General features: G+C 67.4%; 16 protein-coding genes. 3 read left to right on the forward strand and 13 right to left on the reverse strand.

Annotated elements, in window-relative coordinates; genetic code table 11:
• Positions 1-62: 62 nt before the first annotated feature.
• From LOC56_RS15605 to LOC56_RS15650, 10 genes are all read right to left on the reverse strand, one after another.
• Positions 63-1406, reverse strand: coding sequence for a M50 family metallopeptidase (locus tag LOC56_RS15605; RefSeq protein ID WP_229953180.1), 1344 nt, complete (start codon positions 1404-1406; stop codon positions 63-65).
• A 31-nt stretch (positions 1407-1437) separates the two neighbouring features.
• Positions 1438-2682, reverse strand: a complete 1245-nt coding sequence (gene dxr / locus LOC56_RS15610) for a 1-deoxy-D-xylulose-5-phosphate reductoisomerase (RefSeq protein WP_229953181.1) — start codon at positions 2680-2682, stop codon at positions 1438-1440.
• Between the two features lie 127 nt (positions 2683-2809).
• Complete coding sequence (locus LOC56_RS15615) at positions 2810-3487, reverse strand: NAD(P)-binding oxidoreductase (RefSeq protein ID WP_229953182.1); 678 nt, start codon at positions 3485-3487, stop codon at positions 2810-2812.
• 65 nt (positions 3488-3552) lie between these two features.
• On the reverse strand, positions 3553-4365 hold the full coding sequence (locus LOC56_RS15620; RefSeq protein WP_229953183.1) for an HpcH/HpaI aldolase/citrate lyase family protein: 813 nt from the start codon (positions 4363-4365) through the stop codon (positions 3553-3555).
• A gap of 43 nt (positions 4366-4408) precedes the next feature.
• Positions 4409-4915, reverse strand: coding sequence for a MaoC family dehydratase (locus tag LOC56_RS15625; RefSeq protein WP_229953275.1), 507 nt, complete (start codon positions 4913-4915; stop codon positions 4409-4411).
• 31 nt (positions 4916-4946) lie between these two features.
• Positions 4947-5588 (reverse strand): CoA transferase subunit B, encoded by a 642-nt coding sequence (locus LOC56_RS15630; RefSeq protein ID WP_229953184.1) that lies wholly within the window; start codon positions 5586-5588, stop codon positions 4947-4949.
• A gap of 1 nt (position 5589) precedes the next feature.
• On the reverse strand, positions 5590-6372 hold the full coding sequence (locus LOC56_RS15635) for a CoA transferase subunit A (protein WP_229953185.1): 783 nt from the start codon (positions 6370-6372) through the stop codon (positions 5590-5592).
• A gap of 44 nt (positions 6373-6416) precedes the next feature.
• Positions 6417-7580: an acyl-CoA dehydrogenase family protein gene (locus tag LOC56_RS15640; protein WP_229953186.1), complete on the reverse strand. Its 1164-nt coding sequence runs from the start codon at positions 7578-7580 to the stop codon at positions 6417-6419.
• Positions 7567-9729, reverse strand: coding sequence for an acetyl/propionyl/methylcrotonyl-CoA carboxylase subunit alpha (locus LOC56_RS15645; protein WP_229953187.1), 2163 nt, complete (start codon positions 9727-9729; stop codon positions 7567-7569). Before LOC56_RS15645 ends, LOC56_RS15640 begins: the two co-directional genes overlap by 14 nt.
• A gap of 6 nt (positions 9730-9735) precedes the next feature.
• On the reverse strand, positions 9736-11340 hold the full coding sequence (locus LOC56_RS15650) for a carboxyl transferase domain-containing protein (RefSeq protein ID WP_229953188.1): 1605 nt from the start codon (positions 11338-11340) through the stop codon (positions 9736-9738).
• Positions 11341-11483: 143 nt separating this feature from the next.
• Here LOC56_RS15650 and LOC56_RS15655 point away from each other — a divergent pair, with 143 nt between their 5' ends.
• Both LOC56_RS15655 and LOC56_RS15660 read left to right on the forward strand, forming a co-directional pair.
• On the forward strand, positions 11484-12110 hold the full coding sequence (locus LOC56_RS15655) for a TetR/AcrR family transcriptional regulator (protein ID WP_229953189.1): 627 nt from the start codon (positions 11484-11486) through the stop codon (positions 12108-12110).
• 61 nt (positions 12111-12171) lie between these two features.
• Positions 12172-12639 carry a GNAT family N-acetyltransferase gene (locus LOC56_RS15660; RefSeq protein WP_229953190.1) on the forward strand — a complete coding sequence of 156 codons (468 nt, stop codon included), beginning with the start codon at positions 12172-12174 and terminating at the stop codon, positions 12637-12639.
• Positions 12640-13023: 384 nt separating this feature from the next.
• Here the strand turns inward: LOC56_RS15660 and LOC56_RS15665 are convergent, their stop codons facing one another.
• The 3 genes from LOC56_RS15665 to pdhA are packed head-to-tail and all read right to left on the reverse strand — an operon-like array spanning position 13024 to position 16540.
• Complete coding sequence (locus LOC56_RS15665; RefSeq protein ID WP_229953191.1) at positions 13024-14391, reverse strand: dihydrolipoamide acetyltransferase family protein; 1368 nt, start codon at positions 14389-14391, stop codon at positions 13024-13026.
• On the reverse strand, positions 14391-15410 hold the full coding sequence (locus LOC56_RS15670) for an alpha-ketoacid dehydrogenase subunit beta (RefSeq protein ID WP_229953192.1): 1020 nt from the start codon (positions 15408-15410) through the stop codon (positions 14391-14393). The genes LOC56_RS15665 and LOC56_RS15670 overlap by 1 nt, the downstream gene beginning before the upstream one ends.
• Entirely contained in the window at positions 15410-16540 is a 1131-nt protein-coding gene (gene pdhA / locus LOC56_RS15675; protein WP_442860118.1) for a pyruvate dehydrogenase (acetyl-transferring) E1 component subunit alpha, read from the reverse strand. The genes LOC56_RS15670 and pdhA overlap by 1 nt, the downstream gene beginning before the upstream one ends.
• A gap of 178 nt (positions 16541-16718) precedes the next feature.
• On the opposite strand from pdhA, the gene LOC56_RS15680 reads away from it, so the two are divergent.
• Positions 16719-17258, forward strand: coding sequence for an Lrp/AsnC family transcriptional regulator (locus LOC56_RS15680; RefSeq protein WP_229953193.1), 540 nt, complete (start codon positions 16719-16721; stop codon positions 17256-17258).
• The last annotated feature ends 30 nt before the right edge of the window (positions 17259-17288 follow it).

Consider the following 17288-nt stretch of genomic DNA (forward strand, 5'->3'; position numbering starts at 1 on the left):
GCCGTTCCGGGCGCCGGAACGGCAACCGGCAACCGGCAACCGGCAACCGGCAACCGGCAAACCTAGTTGAACAGGCTGACCGGCTTCACGATGTCCGCATAGATCAGCAGGGCGCCCATCCCCATCAGCAGCACCGCCACGGCGTATGTCAGCGGAAGCAGCTTCGCCATGTCGAAGGGGCCCGGGTCCGGGCGGCGGAACAGCTTCGCCACGCGGCGCCGCAGTCCCTCCCACAGGGCACCGGCAACGTGGCCGCCGTCCAGGGGCAGCAGCGGAATAAGGTTGAAGACAAACAACGCCAGGTTGACGCTGGCAACCAGTCCAATAAGTGTGGCCACCCGGTCCGACAGCGGAATGACTTCCTGCGAGGAAATCTCGCCGGCAATGCGGCCGACGCCCACCACGCTCATGGGTCCGTTCGGGTCCCGGGGTTCGGAGGAGAACGCTGCCTGGGCAACGTCCACCAGGCGCTGGGGAAGGTTGACCACCACGCCGGCGATGTTGACCAGGTTGTCCCCCACCGCAGGCAGCACAGCCGTGGCCGGCTGGTTCACCAGTTCCTGCTCCGCGCCGACTCCGATGAAGCCCACTTCCTCCGTGAGGTAGTTGCCGGCGTCGTCGGTCTTGGCGGCGCCGTCCTCGCCCAGCACCGGGCGTTCGGTGAGCAGCGGCGTGATGCTGGTGGAGGTCTCGACACCGTCACGCTCGAAGGTCAACGGAACCGTCTTGCCGGCAGCCTCACGGATCCAGCCCGTCAGCTCTGCCCAGGACGTAACGTCCCGGCCGTCGAACTTCGTGATGGTGTCTCCGGGAAGCAGACCGGCCTCGTAGGCGGGTGCGGCAGGATCGGATTCCGTGCAGTCGGTCTGGCCCGTGGCGGCCTGCTGCTCGGCAGTGATCACGCATTTGTTGACCTCAGCCAGCGTGGTGGTGGTCTGGGCGGTGCCGAAACCCATCAGCAGGACGGCAAAAAGCACGACGCCGATCAGCAGGTTCATGAACGGCCCGCCGAGCATGATGATGATCCGCTTGTACACGGGAAGCTTATAGAAGACCCGGTTCTCGTCCCCCTCGACCAGGCGGTCGGTCTCGGCCTGGCGCGCTTCGGTGGCGAGCTGCTGGAACATGCCGGTGCTGGAACGCCGCACCTCGCCGTCGTGCTCCTTGTTGGGCGGGAACATTCCGACCATGGAAACATAACCACCCAGGGGCAGGGCCTTGACGCCGTATTCGGTTTCGCCGCGGGTCCGGGAGAAGACGGTGGGTCCGAACCCGATCATGTACTGGGTGACCCGCACCTTGAAGGCCTTGGCCGGCAGCAGGTGGCCTACCTCGTGCAGGGCGATGGAGGCAGCAATCCCGACCGCCACGAACAGCACGCCAAGGATGAAAAGCAGAATGGTCAACGGGCTTCCTTCAGTTCAACTGCGGGTCTTGTCATCTTCCACAACGCTTCCGCGCAGCGGCACGTGCCCACTCCTCGGCCGCCAGCAGCGACTCAAGGGTGAGCGGCCCCGATTCCGGAGCTTCCTCAAGTACGGCGGCGATCGTATCAACGATGTCTGTGAACCCGATCAATCCGTCGTGGAAAGCATCCACGGCTTCCTCGTTGGCGGCGTTGTAGACGGCCATGCGCGTGCCCCCGGCAGCGGCGGCCTGCTTGGCCAGCGCCACGGCGGGGAAGGCCTCCTCATCCAGGGGTTCGAAGGTCCATTCCGTGGCCTGGGTCCAGTCGCAGGGCCGGGCGGCGCCGGGCACCCGGTGCGGCCAGCCCATGCCCAGCGCGATCGGCAGCCGCATATCCGGCGGCGATACCTGGGCAATGGTGGACCCGTCTACAAACTGCACCATGGAATGCACCATGGACTGCGGATGGACGACGACGTCGATCCGGTCCAGCGGGATATCGAACAACAGGTGCGCCTCGATGACTTCCAAGGCCTTGTTGACCATGCTGGCCGAGTTGGTGGTGATCACCCGTCCCATGTTCCAGGTCGGGTGCGCCAGGGCCTGTTCCGGCGTGACGTCCGCCAGTTCGGCACGCTTGCGGCCGCGGAACGGACCGCCCGAGGCCGTCACCACCAGCCGGTCCACTTCAGCGTGGGTGCCCGAGCGCAGGGCCTGCGCGAGGGCCGAATGCTCGGAGTCCACCGGAACCAGCTGCCCGGGAGCAGCGGCACGCTTGACCAGTTCCCCGCCCACGATCAGGGATTCCTTGTTCGCCAGGGCCAGCAGGTGTCCGGCAGCCAGGGCCGCCAACGTGGGTTCCAGTCCGATCGACCCGGTGATGCCGTTGAGCACAACGTCGGCTTCGGTCCAGGCCGCGATAGCGGTCGCCGCGGACTTACCGACAAACAGTTCAGGTGAATATCCCGTGATGCCGGCGGCCGCTGCGGCGTCAGAGATGTGCCGGTGCAGGGTGGGGAGGTCGACGGCGGCGCAGCCTACGGCCTCCGCCCGGGTGTGCACGGCTTGCCGGGCCAGGAGCTCCAGGTTGGATCCGCCGGCGGCCAGCGCCACAATGCGGAACCGCTCCGGTGCACCGTCCGCCACGTCGATGGCCTGCGTTCCAATCGACCCGGTGGAGCCGAGCAGGACTATTCGCCGCGGCAGATGGTCCGAACCGGGCCGGCGGGAACGGACGTAGTCGGAGTCGGAGGAGATCGAGTCGGAAGGCTGCATGCCTCCAGTATCCCGCAGCCCGCTGATCTTCGGCATCGTCGCCCGCCGACGGAACCAGGTCGCGCGGAACCAGGTCGCCCGCCGACGGAACCAGGTCGCGCGGAACCAGGCAACGCAGCATCTGGAACTAGCGGGCCGGCTGCAGTGCCTGCACGGCGTCGGGAATGGGCGTGGTCCCGGAGACCAGGCCCAGCGCCTGGTGGACGCCGTTGCCGGTCTTGAGCAGCTCGGCGAGGACGGCGGCGACGTCGGCGCGCGGGACGGACTCGCGGTCCACCTCGGGGGCGAGTTCCACCAGGCCAACCGGGGCGTCGTTGGTCAGGATGCCCGGCCGGACGATTGTCCAGTCCAGCTGGCTGCGCGCCATCAGGTCTTCTTCGGCGGCGAGCTTGGCCACCAGGTAGGCGTACATCACCTCGTCCATCGACTCCGGGCGGGCACCGCCCCGCACGGCGTCCAGGCCGCCGGAGGAGATCTGGAGGAACCGGCCGGCTCCTGCCTGCTCGGCGGCGTCGGCGAGCAGTACGGCGGCGGCGCGGTCCACGGTGTCCTTGCGGGCCGCTCCGCTTCCGGGTCCGGCACCGGCGGCAAAGACGGCCGCCTCCGCACCGGTGAGGACCTGCACAACGTCCTCCAGGGTGCTGTTCTCCAGGTCCAGCACCACCGGCGCGACGCCGTCCGCCTCCAGGTCCGCTGCTTGGTCCGGGTTGCGGATCAGGCCGGCAACATCGTGTCCGTCCGCCGCCATGAGGCGTCCCAGTTCGCGTGCGATTCTTCCGTGGGCTCCCGCTATGACTATGCGCATGATGAAAGAGTAGCGGCCGTCACCTTCGGATGATTCCCCGTCCGCAACAATCCCTGTCCGGAAAATTAGCCCTGCGCGCGGCGCAGCGTCTGCTCGGCCTGCTTCAGCAGCGGACCGTCGATCATCTGTCCGCGGAAGTTAAACACTCCCCCGTGGTTCCCGGCCTCGGCCAGGACCTGCTCGGCGTAGGTGACGTCCGCGGGGTCCGGGGCGTAGGCGGCGCGCACGGCGGCGACCTGGCCGGGATGGATGCAGGCCTTGGCGGCGAAACCGGAAGCGACGGCGTCGCGCGCTTCGACCTCCAGCCCCTCGGTATCCGGGATGTTGCCGTAGATCGAGTCGATGGCCCCCTTGCCGAAGGCACCGGCGGCAAGCAGGACCGTGGAGCGGGCCTGCACGGCGACGCTGCGGTAGGTGCCGTCCTGGTGGCGGCTGGATTCCCCGCCGAGCGACGCCAGCAGGTCCTCGGCGCCCCACATCAGGGCGGCCACATTTTCGGCAGCGGCAATGTCCGCGGCCCGGACCACGCCGAGAGCGGTTTCCAGCAGTGCGACGACGGTGAAGCCGGCGAGCGCCCGGGCGACGGCGGGTCCGTCCTCCGTCTTGGCCAGCATCACGGTGCGGTACGGGGTCTGCTTCAACGCGGCCAGGTCTTTGTCGAAGTCCTCCGTCCCGAGGGGATTGACCCGGACAATGGTGCGTTCGGGGTCCAGTTCCGCGGCAATGAGGTTCTTCCGGGCCGCTTCCTTGTCGCGGGGAGCGACGGCGTCCTCGAGGTCCAGGATGACGGCGTCCGCCCGCTCGGCAGCCTTACCGAAGCGTTCCGGCCGGTCCCCCGGGCAGAAAAGCAGTGCTGGTCCCATGGGGAAGGTGGTCATCGCTGTACTCCTAGGTCTTTCCGGTTGTGCTTGCCGATCCAACCTATCGCGTGCCGGCGCCCGCCTCCCGCGCGGCGTAGCCCTCCTCCGTCCACATCAGGGCGGTCCGGGTGCACCGCCCCACAATGTCACCGTTTTGGTTCCTGCCGGTGTGGGTCAGCGTGACGATCCCCTGCCCGGGCCGGGAAGAGGAGAGCCGCTTGTCCGCGACTTCGGTTTCGGTATAAAGGGTGTCGCCGTGGAAGAGCGGGTGCGGGAAGCTGATCTCCCCCAGTCCCAGCTGCGCCACCAGCGTGCCCTGCGTCAGCTGCGCCACCGACTGGCCCACCATCGTGGCCAGGGTGAACATCGAGTTCACCAGCCGCTGTCCAAACGGCTGGACCTCACTGTAGGCGGCATCCAGGTGCAGGCCCTGGGTGTTCATGGTCAGGGTGGTGAACAGGACGTTGTCCGCCTCGGTGACGGTGCGGCCGGGCCGGTGACGGTAAACGGCCCCCGGCTCGAACTCCTCGTACCAGAGGCCGCGCTGCTCAATGACCCGCGGTGCCATTGCGAGGTCCTCGGTGCCGGCGTCGGGCTCCTCATACGTCAAGGGAAACCTCCAACGGGGCATCCGTGCCCGCAACCACTTCCTCGACGCTGACGCCGGGGGCGGTCTCGCGCAGGATCAGCCCCTCCGGTCCCACCTCGATCACGGCCAGGTCGGTGACGATCAGGTCCACGCAGCCCTTTCCGGTCAGCGGCAGGGAGCATTCGCGCACGATCTTGGGCCGTCCCGCCCGGTCCAGGTGCTCCATCATGACGATCACGCGCTTGGCACCGAACACCAGGTCCATTGCTCCGCCCATGCCCTTGACCATCTTTCCGGGCACCATCCAGTTGGCCAGGTCGCCGTTTGCGGCCACTTCCATGGCGCCCAGGACGGCGACGTCCACGTGCCCGCCGCGCACCATGCCGAAGGAGGCGCCGGAATCAAAGAAGGACGCACCGCTGTTCACGGTGACGGTTTCCTTCCCGGCATTGATCAGGTCCGGGTCCAGCTGGTCTTCGGTGGGGTACGGGCCGACGCCGAGGATTCCGTTCTCGGAGTGCAGCACCACTTCCACGCCTTCGGGGATGTAGTTCGGAATCAGCGTGGGCATGCCGATGCCGAGGTTCACGTATTCGCCGTCGTGCAGCTCGCGGGCTACCCGGGCGGCCAGTTTCTGCCGGGTCAGTGCCATCTCAGGACTCCTTGCTTCCGTTGGTGCTGCCGGTGCCGGCCGTGACCGTCCGCTTCTCTATGCGTTTCTCTGTATCGGGTGCCAGGACCACCCGCTGCACGAAGATTCCCGGGACGTGGATGTGTTCGGGGTCCAGCTCCCCCGGTTCCACCAGCTCTTCGACCTCGGCGATGGTGATGCGCCCGGCCATGGCGCAGAGCGGGTTGAAGTTCATGGCCGTGGCATGGAAGACCAGGTTTCCGTGCCGGTCTCCCTTCGCTGCATGGACCAGGGCGAAGTCGGGGGTCAGTGACTCCTCCAGCACATAGTCCGCGCCGTGAAAGCTGCGGACCTCCTTCGGGTCGGAGGCCAGCGCCACGCCGCCCTCGGCGTCGTACTTCTGCGGCAGCCCGCCCTCGGACACCTGCGTGCCTACCCCGGCCGGGGTGTAGAACGCCGGGATGCCCGCGCCGCCGGCGCGCAGCTTCTCGGCGAGGGTGCCCTGCGGGGTCAGCACCACTTCCAGTTCTCCGGCGAGGAACTGGCGGGCAAATTCCTTGTTCTCCCCGACATAGGAGCTGACGGTGCGTCGGATCCGGTGGTCGGCGAGCAGCCGGCCCAGCCCCCAGTCGTCCACTCCGCAGTTGTTGCTGACGGTTTCCAGGTCCGTAGTGCCCGCGTCATGCAGGGCGTCGATCAACGCCACCGGAATGCCGCAGAGGCCGAAGCCGCCCACGGCCAGGGAAGCGCCGTCCGGAATATCGGCGACGGCCTCGGCCGCACCGGGGTACACCTTGTTGATCATGGCTGTGTCCGTTCGTTCTCAGTTGGCAAAGTCACCGTCGGTTGTTACAGGCCCATACTGCGGGCAATCAGCATCAACTGCACCTCAGTAGTTCCCTCCCCGATTTCCAGGATCTTGGAATCGCGGTAATGCCGCGCCACCGGGAACTCGTTGATGAAACCGTAGCCGCCGAAGATCTGGGTGGCGTCGCGTGCGTTGTCCATGGCGGCTTCTCCGGCAACCATCTTGGCGATCGCAGCCTGCGTCTTGAACGGACGTCCGGCGAGCATGCGTGCGGCGGCGTCGTAGTAGGCAAGGCGGGCCGTGTGCGCCCGGGCCTGCATGCGCGCGATCTTGAAGGAGATCGACTGGTAGGTACCGATGGCCGCACCGAACGCCTCGCGTTCCTTGGCGTACCGCAGGGATTCATCCACGCAGCCCTGGGCGGCACCGGTGGCAAGCGCCGCGATGGCGATGCGGCCCTCGTCCAGGATCTGCAGGAAGTTGGCGAAGCCCCGCCCCCGGGCACCCAGCAGGTTCGCCTCCGGCACCCGGACGTCGGTGAGGGTCAGCGGGTGCGTGTCCGAGGCATTCCAGCCCACCTTGTTGTACGGCTTTTCGGCCGTGAAGCCGGGGGTTTCGGTCGGCACGAGGATGGTGGAAATGAGCTTCCGGACGGAGCCGTCCGGCTCGGTGACGGTGTCCGTCACGGCCGTGACAGTCACCAGGCGGGTGATGTCGGTGCCGGAGTTGGTGATGAACTCCTTGCTGCCGTTGATCACCCACTGCCCGTCCTCGAGCCGGGCGGTGGTCTTGGTGCCGCCGGCGTCGGAGCCTGCCTCGCGTTCGGTGAGGCCGAACCCTGCGAGCGCCTCGCCGCTGGCGAGCAGGGGCAGCCACTGCTGTTTCTGCTCTTCATTGCCGAATCGGTACACGGGCATGGCACCGAGCGAGACCCCGGCTTCCAGCGTGATGGCCACGGACTGGTCCACCCGGGCGATCTGCTCCAGCGCGAGGGCCAGGGCGAAGTAGTCCCCGCCCATGCCGCCGTATTCCTCCGGGAAGGGCAGCCCGAACAGTCCCATCTCCCCCATCTGGGCGATGACCTTGTACGGGAAGCTGTGCTCCGCGTCGTGCTGGGCGGACACCGGGGCGATGACTTCGTCAGCGAAGTCGCGCACCGTGTCGGAGAGGTCCTGGTATTCCTCGCTGAGTTCAAAGTCGGGCATGGTCTGCTCCTTGTTCGTTGTGCGGGTCTGTTGCGGCGTCGGTGCCGGAGTCCGTTTCCGGCGTGAGTGTGGCCAGGACCTGGTCGGCCTTCACCAGGTCTCCGGGCTTCAAGCTGAGGGAAACGATGCCGGCCATGGGTGCCCGGAGCTGGTGTTCCATCTTCATGGCTTCGACGCTGAGCAGCGGCGCCCCGGCGGGCACCCGGTCTCCGTCTGCCACGGCCACTGCCACGACGGTGCCCGGCATCGGGGAGCGCACCACCGGGTCCGCTTCGCCGGCAACGCGTCCGGCCGCCGCCATGTGCCGGTCCAGTTGCTCACGCCGGCTGCGCAGACGCAGCCGGACCGTGAACAGCTCTCCGGCCGTTCCTCCGGCCAGCCAGAACGCCCCGGTTTCCGGTTCGGCGGCAACGGTGAAGGTGTGCAGGACCCCGTCCAGGGAAACGCTCACGCGTCCCCCTTCGCGGGTATCGCTGCCCGCCAGCAGGCCGGCGATGTGCGTTGTCCCGCCGATCCGCACCGTTGCGTCCCGTGCGGTGCCGGTAACACCCACTTCGACGTCGTCACCGCCGGGTACGGGGGCGGCAAAGACCAGGTGCAGGGGCGTGCCCCCGGGGTTGCCGTTCCCGCCCCCGCTGCCTGCGCCGCTTCCGGCGATCCGCCAGCCGTCCGCCCGCCGCCACGGTGAATCCGACGCCGTGTCCGCCAGGTCCTGCGCGTACAGCAGGGCGGCAGCGGCGAACTCGGGGAGCTGCGGGCTCCGGAACTTCAGTCCGGGAAGGCGCCGCTCGATCAGGGTGGTGTCCAGCCGCCCGGCACGGACATCGGGATCGGCCAGCAGCAGGCGGAGGTATTCCACGTTGGTGCCGATGCCCAGCACTGCGGTACCCGCGAGCGCCGTGTCCAGCCGGTTCAGTGCGGCGGCACGGTCCGGCCCCCAGGCGATGACCTTGGCCAGCATCGGGTCATAGCTGGAGGACACGGCCAGTCCGGGCAGCAGGGAGGAATCCACTCGGACGCCGTCGCCCACGGGTTCGCGCAGCCACTGCACCGAGCCCGACGTCGGCAGGAAGTCCCGTTCCGGGTCCTCCGCGTAGATCCGGGCTTCCACCGCATGCCCCGTGAGGGTGACGTCTTCCTGCTTGAGGGACAGCGGATGGCCGGCGGCAATGCGGACCTGCTCGGCCACGAGGTCCACGCCCGTGACCATTTCGGTCACCGGATGTTCCACCTGCAGGCGGGTGTTCATTTCCATAAAGAAGAACTCGTCGGGGGCGGCGTCGGAGACCAGGAACTCCACGGTTCCCGCGCCGGTGTAGTCCACGGAGCGGGCGGCATTGCAGGCCGCCTCGCCGATGCGTTCCCGGGTGGCCGCGTCCAGCAGCACGGAGGGTGCTTCCTCGATGACTTTCTGGTGCCGCCGCTGCAGGGAGCATTCCCGCTCCCCCAGATGGACCACGTTCCCGTGAGTGTCCGCGAGGATCTGCACCTCGATGTGGCGGGGTGAAGAGACCAGGCGTTCCAGGAACAGGGTGTCGTCGCCGAAGGCCGAGGCAGCCACCCGCCGGGCCGTCTGCAGTGCCGCCGGCAGGTCCCCGGGATTCTGTACGGCCTGCATGCCTTTACCGCCGCCGCCGGCGGACGGTTTGATCAGGATGGGATAGCCGACGTCGGCCGCAGCCGTCAGCAGCCGGGCATCGTCCAGGCCCGGTTCGGCGATCCCGGGCACCACCGGCACGCCGTGTGCCTGCACATGGTTCTTGGCGCGGATCTTGTCGCCCATCAACTCCAGGGACCGGACCGGCGGACCGATGAAGGTGATTCCGGCGTCGGCCAGGGCAGAGGCGAAGTCCGCGTTTTCGCTCAGGAAACCGTAGCCGGGATGGACCGCCTGCGCGCCGGTGCTGCGGCAGGCGGCGAGCACGGCGTCCACGGACAGGTAGCTCTGCCGGGCCGGCGCCGGACCGAGCCGGACCGCGAGGTCGGCTTCGCGCACATGGCGGGCACCGGCGTCGTCGTCGCTGTAGACGGCCACGGAACGGATCCCCAGGGTCTTCAGGGTGCGGATCACACGGCAGGCGATTTCGCCGCGGTTGGCGACCAGGACGGTGTCGAAAAGCGGTGCGGCGTTATAGGGCTGCGGGGTCATAGTCGCTCACATCCGGAACAGGCCGAAGGAGGTCTCCGGCAGGGGTGCGTTGGCGCAGACGTCCAGGGCCAGGCCCAGGACGGTGCGGGTGTCGAGTGGGTCAATGATGCCGTCGTCCCACAGCCGTGCCGTGGAGTAATACGGGCTGCCCTGGGTTTCGTAGGTTTCGCGGATCGGTGCTTTGAAGGCTTCCTCGTCCTCCGCCGGCCATTCCTCGCCGCGGCCCTCGAGCTGGTCCCGCTTGACGGTGGCCAGTACAGACGAAGCCTGGGCTCCGCCCATGACGGAAATCCGGGCGGCCGGCCACATCCACATAAAGCGCGGCGAGTACGCCCGGCCGCACATGGAGTAGTTGCCGGCACCGAAGGAACCGCCCACCACCACCGTCAGTTTGGGGACCCGGCAGGTGGCCACCGCGGTGACCATCTTGGCACCGTTCTTGGCGATTCCGCCGGCTTCGTAGTCCCGGCCGACCATGAACCCGGAGATGTTCTGCAGGAACACCAGGGGGATGCCGCGCTGGTCGCACAGCTCAATGAAGTGGGCTCCCTTGAGCGCGGATTCGCTGAAGAGCACGCCGTTGTTGGCGACAATGCCGATCCGGTGGCCGTGCAGCCGGGCGAAACCGGTGACGAGGGTGGTGCCGTACTCCTTTTTGAACTCGTGGAACTCGCTGGCGTCCACCAGCCGGGCGATCAGTTCGCGTACGTCATAGGGGGTCTGCAGGTCGGTGGGAACGGTGCCGTAGATTTCCGCGGGGTCCTCGGCGGGCGGCCGGGACTCGGCGATGTCCCACACCGGTTCCTGCTGCGGGAAGGTCTCCACGATGCTGCGCACTATCTCCAGGGCGTGTGCGTCGTTTTCGGCCAGATGGTCGGTGACGCCGCTGGTGCGCGAGTGCACGTCTCCGCCGCCGAGTTCTTCCGCGGTGACGATCTCGCCGATGGCGGCCTTCACCAGCGGCGGACCGCCCAGGAAGATGGTCCCCTGGTTGCGCACGATGACGGTTTCGTCGCTCATCGCCGGGACATAAGCGCCGCCGGCGGTGCAGGAGCCCAGCACGGCGGCAATCTGGGGGATTTTCCGCGCGGACATCTGCGCCTGATTGAAGAAAATCCGGCCGAAATGTTCCCGGTCGGGAAAAACCTCGTCCTGCCGGGGAAGGAAAGCCCCGCCGGAGTCCACCAGGTAAATACACGGCAGCCGGTTTTCCAGGGCGATTTCCTGTGCCCGCAGGTGCTTTTTGACCGTCATCGGATAGTACGTTCCGCCCTTGACCGTGGCGTCATTGGACAGGACCATCACCTGCCGGCCCTGCACCAGGCCGATGCCGGCGATCAGTCCCGCACCGGGGCACTCGCCGTCGTACATGTCCGCAGCGGCCAGCGGCGCCACCTCAAGGAAGGGGCTGCCCTCGTCCAGGAGGCGGATGACCCGGTCGCGGGGCAACAGTTTTCCACGTGCGGTGTGCCGCTCGCGGGACCGCAGCGGTCCGCCGGCGGCGGCGTCCGCCAGCCGTCCGCGCAGTTCATGTACCAGCGCCTGCTGCGCCGCGGCATTGGCGGCAAACGCGGCCGAAGCCGTATCCAGCCCGGATTTCAGAGTCTCCATTGACGTCTTTCTGCAACAGTTGCGAGCAAAAACCCGGCAGCATGCTGAGTTAATAACCCCTAACCCAAGTCAGGTTATTGGTTATTAACTCACCTGTCCACCACAATAGGAATAAATGCGCAGTCCAATCAGAAGGGGTGGGAATGGACGTAGCAAAAGACGAAGCAACAGCAGAGGCCCGAATGACCGGGCGCAGCCAGGCAAAGGCCTCCCGTCGGGCAGTAATGCTCGACGCCGCCGCATCCCTGTTTGCCGAACGCGGCTACAACGGTGTCTCCATTGAGGAGCTCGGGGCCGCCGCAGGGGTCAGCGGACCGGCGGTCTACCGGCATTTCAGCGGCAAACCGGCGGTGCTCTCCGCCCTCTTGATCGGCGTCAGCGAAGACCTGCTGGAGGGCGGGAAGGCGGTGGTCGCCGAGTCTGCGACACCCGAAATCGCCCTGCGCGGCCTGGTGGAATTCCAGGTTGATTTCGCGTTGCGCCAGGCGGACGTGATCCGGGTCCAGGACCGGGATCTGGGCAGCCTGCCGGAAAGCGACGAGCGGCGCGTACGCTCCCTGCAGCGCCAGTACGTCGAGGTCTGGGTGGATGCGCTTTCCGCGCTGCACCCCGGCTCCGATCTCCCGTTGCTGCGGCACCGGGCGCAGGGTGTCTTCGGCCTGATCAATTCCACCTCCCATACCGTCCGCGGCCGGATCAGTGCCCGCGAGACGGCAAGGCTGCGTACGCTGCTCGATAGAATGGCGTGGGCGGCCTTGAACGCCCAATAGCTGTCAGGCCTGCCGGCTCTCCCGGCAGGCAGAACTCCACCCCCGAGCAGAAAGACCTGCCGTGATTGAGCTTCGTGCCGTAGTTCCCGCCGACCTGGAGGAGTTTTTCTCCCACCAGCTGGATCCGAGTGCCAACCATATGGCCGCGTTCAGCGCCAAGAACCCGGCGGACCGCGGCGTCTTTGACCACCATTGGCAGAGCATCCTGAACGATCCGACCGTTACCGTGCGCACCATTGTGGCCGACGGCGAAGTAGTGGGCAGCATCCTCGCCTACCGGGACGGCGACATTCCCGAGATCAGCTACTGGATCGACAAGGCGCACTGGGGGCAGGGCCTCACCACCGCTGCAGTGGGATTGTTCCTTGAGGAATTCGCCGAACGCCCGATCCGGGCACGTGCTGTAGCGGACAATGTCAGCTCCATCCGCATCCTGGAGAAATACGGCTTCACCGTCATCGGTGAAACGCAGGGCTTCGCCAATGCCCGCGGCGCCGTGGTCAAGGAACTCGAGCTCGAGCTTCGCTAGCTCCCACGCTTTTCTTGCCACGCCGGACCGGGAAGCGCGTGCCTGCACGGCACCGGGCCCGGATTCCCTTCGGATTGTCGGAATCCCTACGGTTTGTGGCAAACCCTACGCCGCGCTGCGCAGGGATCCTGACAATCCGGAGGGATCTGGACACAACGAAGGAACGGCCGGGCAGAGTCCGCCCCGGGCACCGCCACGCGGGTCCGACGTAGGCGCCCGGATAAGGCGGCTTTAATATCCCCGCGAGCTCTGCGAGCAAGGGATTTCGTTGCCGCCGTTCCGGGCACCGAAGCGGGCACCGAAGCTGTCTCCGACGCCGGCCCTGGCTGCGGCAGCACTCATCAAGGGCCGTCCCGGAAATCTCCGGGGCGGCCCTTTATGCTTCTAGGCCATGGCCAGTGCCAGTGCGGGCTCGGCCAGAACGGCTCCCACTTCGCTCAGGAACCCGGCCCCCTGCTCCCCGTCGACAAGCCGGTGGTCAAACGAAAGGCTCAGCGTCATCACCGAGCGCAGGGCAATCTCTCCGTTGTACTCCCACGGCTGCCGGCGGACCGCCCCCAGCGCCAGGATGCCTGCCTCTCCCGGATTCAGGATGGGAGTCCCGGCGTCGACGCCGAACACTCCCACGTTGGAGATGGAGATGGTCCCGCCCGCCAGGTCCGCCGGCTGCGTCCTGCCCTCCCGTGCGGTCTGCGCCAGGGATGTCACCGCAGCTGCCAGGCCATGCAGGCTCAGCGCCTGGGCGTCCTTGATATTGGGAACCATCAGCCCGCGCGGCGTGGCCGCGGCAATGCCGAGGTTCACGTAGTTGTAGCGGACGATTTCCTTTGTCTGCTCATCCCACCGCGAATTCAGCGACGGGAACCGCCTCAGTCCCAGGCAGACCGCCTTGGCCGCCAGCGTCAGCGGTGACAGCTTCAAGCCGTTGAAGGCCGGCTGCTGCCGGAGCCGTTCCAGCAGCTCCATGGTGGGAGTGACATCCACCGTGAGGAAGACCGTGGCGTGGGGAGCAGTGAAGGCGCTGGCCACCATGGCGGCCGCAGTATGCTTCCGCATGCCGGAGATCGCTGTCCGTTCCTCCCGCCCTGCAGGTGCCGGCGGGGCGGGCACGGCAGCGGCGGCGTCGGGTACGGACGTTTGCGTCGTTTCGGCCTCCGGTGAAGCAGCGCGGACGACGTCGGTACGCACCACGAGCCCGCCCGGACCCGACCCCTGCACCTGGGTGAGATCCACTCCCATATCCCGTGCCAGCTTGCGGACCGGCGGGGTGGATCGCGGACGCTCCCGCACCGGAGCAGCTGCAGGCACAGGCACAGGCACAGGCACAGATAGGGACTCTGCAGGCACAACAGCAGGGGCCGCGGCAGGGACGGTACCCGGGGCAGGAGCCTGCCCGCGGCGGCGTCGGGCGGGGCGGCCGGTGGCGTCCGGCACCGCGCCGTACCCCACCAGGTTCGGCTCCCGCTTGGCCTGCACCGGCTCGCCGGCCTCGCCTGCCTCGGCACCCGCCGGCACCGCCACCTCGAATGAGACGATCGGGGATCCAACCTCGACCACCATTCCGGCCTGCTCGTGCAGGTGCGCCACTATCCCGGCATACGGGGACGGCAGCTCAACGACTGCCTTGGCGGTCTCCACATCGGCAATCACCTGGTTCAGCTGTACGGTGTCGCCCACGCTGACGTGCCAGTTCAGGATCTCGGACTCGGTAAGCCCCTCCCCCAGATCCGGGAGGCGGAATTCGCGCAGCATCAGCTCGCCGCCGATCCGGAAGCGACGGCGGCCAGGGAACTGGGCCGGTCCATGGCGCAGTCCACTCCATCGAGGATGCGGTCGAGGTCCGGCAGGTGGTGGGACTCGAGCCGGGAGGCCGGGTACGGGATGTCAAAGCCCGTGACCCGCACGGGCGCATGCTCGAGGTATTCGAAGCACCGCTCGGTGATGCTTGCCGCGATTTCCGCGCCCAGGCCGCCGGACTGGGCGGCCTCGTGCGTGATCACCAACCGCCCGGTCTTGCGGACGGAGGCCTCCACGGTGGTGAAGTCGATCGGCGCGAGCGAACGCAGGTCGATGACCTCCACCGAGACGCCCTCGTCCGAGGCCGCCACGGCGGCGTCACGGGCGGTGGGGACAAGCGGGCCGTAGGCCACCAGTGTCACGTCGCTGCCCTCGTTCAGGACCCGCGCGGAGCCCATGGACAGCTGGGGCGCCGCTGCTTCGTCCACCTCACCCTTGACGTGGTAGCGCCGTTTCGGCTCAAAGTAGAGCACCGGGTCGTCGGAAGCGATGGCCTGCTGGATCATCGTGTATGCGTCCTGCGGGTTGGACACGCTGATGACGCGCAGCCCGGAGGTATGGGTGAAATAAGCCTCCGGTGATTCGGAATGGTGTTCGGGCGATCCGATGCCGCCGCCGAACGGCACCCGGATGGTCAGCGGCAACTTCACTGCTCCGCGGGTCCGGTAGTGCATCTTCGCCACCTGGGAAACAATCTGGTCGAACGCCGGGTAGATGAAGCCGTCGAACTGGATCTCCACCACGGGGCGGTAGCCGCGGAACGCCAGTCCCACGGCCGTGCCCATGATGCCGGATTCGGCGAGCGGGGTGTCGACTACCCGCAGCGGACCGAAGTCCTTCTGCAGGCCGTCGGTGATCCGGAAGACACCGCCGAGTTTGCCGACGTCCTCGCCCATAATAAGGACGCGGGGATCCTGTTCCATCGCCCGGCGCAGGCCGGCATTGATGGCCCGCCCGAAAGTCATGCTGGTCATTAGCGGTTCTCCTCGCCAGCGAAACCGCTGAGATAGCGCGAGTACTGCTCCTGCTGGCGGTCCAGCCAGGAGTGGGGCTCGGAATAGACATGGGCAAAAACATCCGCGGGGAGCGGATCCGGCATCCCGAGGCATGCCGCGCGCAGCTCGGCGGCCACGTCGTCGGCCCGGCGGCCCGCTTCGGCGGCGAACTCGTCGCTGAACAGGTCCATGGAAGCCAGCAGCGCCTGCAGCCGGGACAGCGGATCCTTTCGCCGCCACTGGTCCAGTTCGGCCTGGTCCCGGTAGCGCGTGGGATCGTCGGCCGTGGTGTGCGGCCCCATCCGGTAGGTGACCGCTTCAATGAAGGTCGGCCCGTTGCCGGAGCGGGCCCGGTCCAGTGCTTCCCGGGTTGCGGCCATCACCCCAAGTACGTCGTTGCCGTCCACCCGGATGGACGGGATGCCGAAGCCCGGGGCCCGGTTGGCGATGGGGACCTGTGCCTGCAGCGTCACGGGTTCGGAGATGGCCCACTGGTTGTTTGAGCAGAAGAAAACCACCGGGGAGTTGAAGCTCGAGGCAAAGACCATCGCCTCGCTGACGTCCCCCTGGCTGGTGGCGCCGTCGCCGAAGTAGCTGATGACGGCGTCGTCGGTCCCGTCGCGGGTGATCCCCATGGCGTAACCGGCAGCGTGCAGGGCCTGGGCACCGATGATGACCTGGGTGGGCGCCATGTTCACTTGATACGGATCCCAACCGGCACCGGCGTTGCCGCGCCAGACCCGCATCAGGTCACCTACCTCCACGCCGCGGCAGTAGGCCACGCCGTTCTCCCGGTAGCTGGGGAAAACGAAGTCGGAGGAGCGCAGGGACCGCACGGAGCCGATCTGGGCGGCTTCCTGGCCGAGCAGCGGAGGCCACAGCCCCAGCTCGCCCTGCCGCTGCAGGGCGGTGGCTTCGGTGTCGATTCGGCGGATGACCGCCATGTCGATGTAGAGCTCCTGCAACCGGGCGCCGTCGATATCCTCGATCCAGCGGTCATACAGGGGGTCTGGGGTGCGGACGCCGTCGGGGGTGACGAGCTGTACGTACGGGTCGGTGGGTGAGCTGCCGGAGTTTTCCGGGTGCCGCACCGGGGTATGCAGGGACACTTGGATACGCATCCTTCCGTGTTTGGGCCTCTGGGGTGGCGGGGCCAAACCGACGCCGGGCTCCGTTGCCCGGGTAAATGTGACCCTACTCACACTTAGCACCCGGCACAACCATTCCCGCAAAGACCGAGCATCCTGCCCTATAAACGACTAAAACGCCGTGCTAGCGTTGCGCACTATGCAGCCCCTCGACACCACCGACCTACGCCTCCTCCTTGCCCTGGCGGAGGATTCAACCCGTACGGCCGTGGCCCTGGCTGCAGTCCTCGGCCTCTCCCGGAATACGGTCCAGGCCCGGCTGGCCGGATTGGAACGCAAAGGAGCGTTCCTGCCGTTTGAACGCCGGATCAGCACTGCCGCACTCGGATACCCCCTGATGGCGTTTGTGCATGTCCATGTCCATCAGCCGAGCCTGGCGCGGATTACCGAGGACCTGGCCGGGCTGCCCGAGGTTATCGAAGCCCACGGCCTCACCGGAGATGCCGACATCCTGCTTCGCGTCGTAGCGGCGGACGCCGAAGATCTGTTCCGCATCAACAAGCAGATCCTCGCCGTTGAAGGCGTCCAGCGCTGCGACACCAACCTGGCGATGGGTGAACTCATTCCCCTGCGGGCCGCTCCCCTGCTGCGCCGCGGCGCTGAACTGCCGCAGCCGCCGTCGTCGGGCCCCGAACAGCGGGAGCACTCCCCGGCCACAACAAAGGCAGGCCCCGCCTGAGCGGAACCTGCCTTTGCTGAGGCTGTTGCC

The organism is Arthrobacter sp. zg-Y179, from assembly GCF_020907345.1.
GTDB lineage: Bacteria > Actinomycetota > Actinomycetes > Actinomycetales > Micrococcaceae > Arthrobacter_B > Arthrobacter_B jinronghuae.

Excerpts from the sequence above, each read along its gene's own strand:
- LOC56_RS15635 (WP_229953185.1), bottom strand. The coding sequence starts at position 6,372 with ATGATCAACAAGGTGTACCCCGGTGCGGCCGAGGCCGTCGCCGATATT.
- LOC56_RS15630 (WP_229953184.1), bottom strand. The coding sequence starts at position 5,588 with ATGGCACTGACCCGGCAGAAACTGGCCGCCCGGGTAGCCCGCGAGCTG.
- LOC56_RS15620 (WP_229953183.1), bottom strand. The coding sequence starts at position 4,365 with ATGACCACCTTCCCCATGGGACCAGCACTGCTTTTCTGCCCGGGGGAC.
- LOC56_RS15670 (WP_229953192.1), bottom strand. The coding sequence starts at position 15,410 with ATGACCAGCATGACTTTCGGGCGGGCCATCAATGCCGGCCTGCGCCGG.
- LOC56_RS15665 (WP_229953191.1), bottom strand. The coding sequence starts at position 14,391 with ATGCTGCGCGAATTCCGCCTCCCGGATCTGGGGGAGGGGCTTACCGAG.
- LOC56_RS15680 (WP_229953193.1), top strand. The coding sequence starts at position 16,719 with ATGCAGCCCCTCGACACCACCGACCTACGCCTCCTCCTTGCCCTGGCG.
- LOC56_RS15645 (WP_229953187.1), bottom strand. The coding sequence starts at position 9,729 with ATGACCCCGCAGCCCTATAACGCCGCACCGCTTTTCGACACCGTCCTG.
- LOC56_RS15625 (WP_229953275.1), bottom strand. The coding sequence starts at position 4,915 with ATGGCACCGCGGGTCATTGAGCAGCGCGGCCTCTGGTACGAGGAGTTC.
- dxr (WP_229953181.1), bottom strand. The coding sequence starts at position 2,682 with ATGCAGCCTTCCGACTCGATCTCCTCCGACTCCGACTACGTCCGTTCC.
- LOC56_RS15650 (WP_229953188.1), bottom strand. The coding sequence starts at position 11,340 with ATGGAGACTCTGAAATCCGGGCTGGATACGGCTTCGGCCGCGTTTGCC.
- LOC56_RS15655 (WP_229953189.1), top strand. The coding sequence starts at position 11,484 with ATGGACGTAGCAAAAGACGAAGCAACAGCAGAGGCCCGAATGACCGGG.
- LOC56_RS15615 (WP_229953182.1), bottom strand. The coding sequence starts at position 3,487 with ATGCGCATAGTCATAGCGGGAGCCCACGGAAGAATCGCACGCGAACTG.
- LOC56_RS15640 (WP_229953186.1), bottom strand. The coding sequence starts at position 7,580 with ATGCCCGACTTTGAACTCAGCGAGGAATACCAGGACCTCTCCGACACG.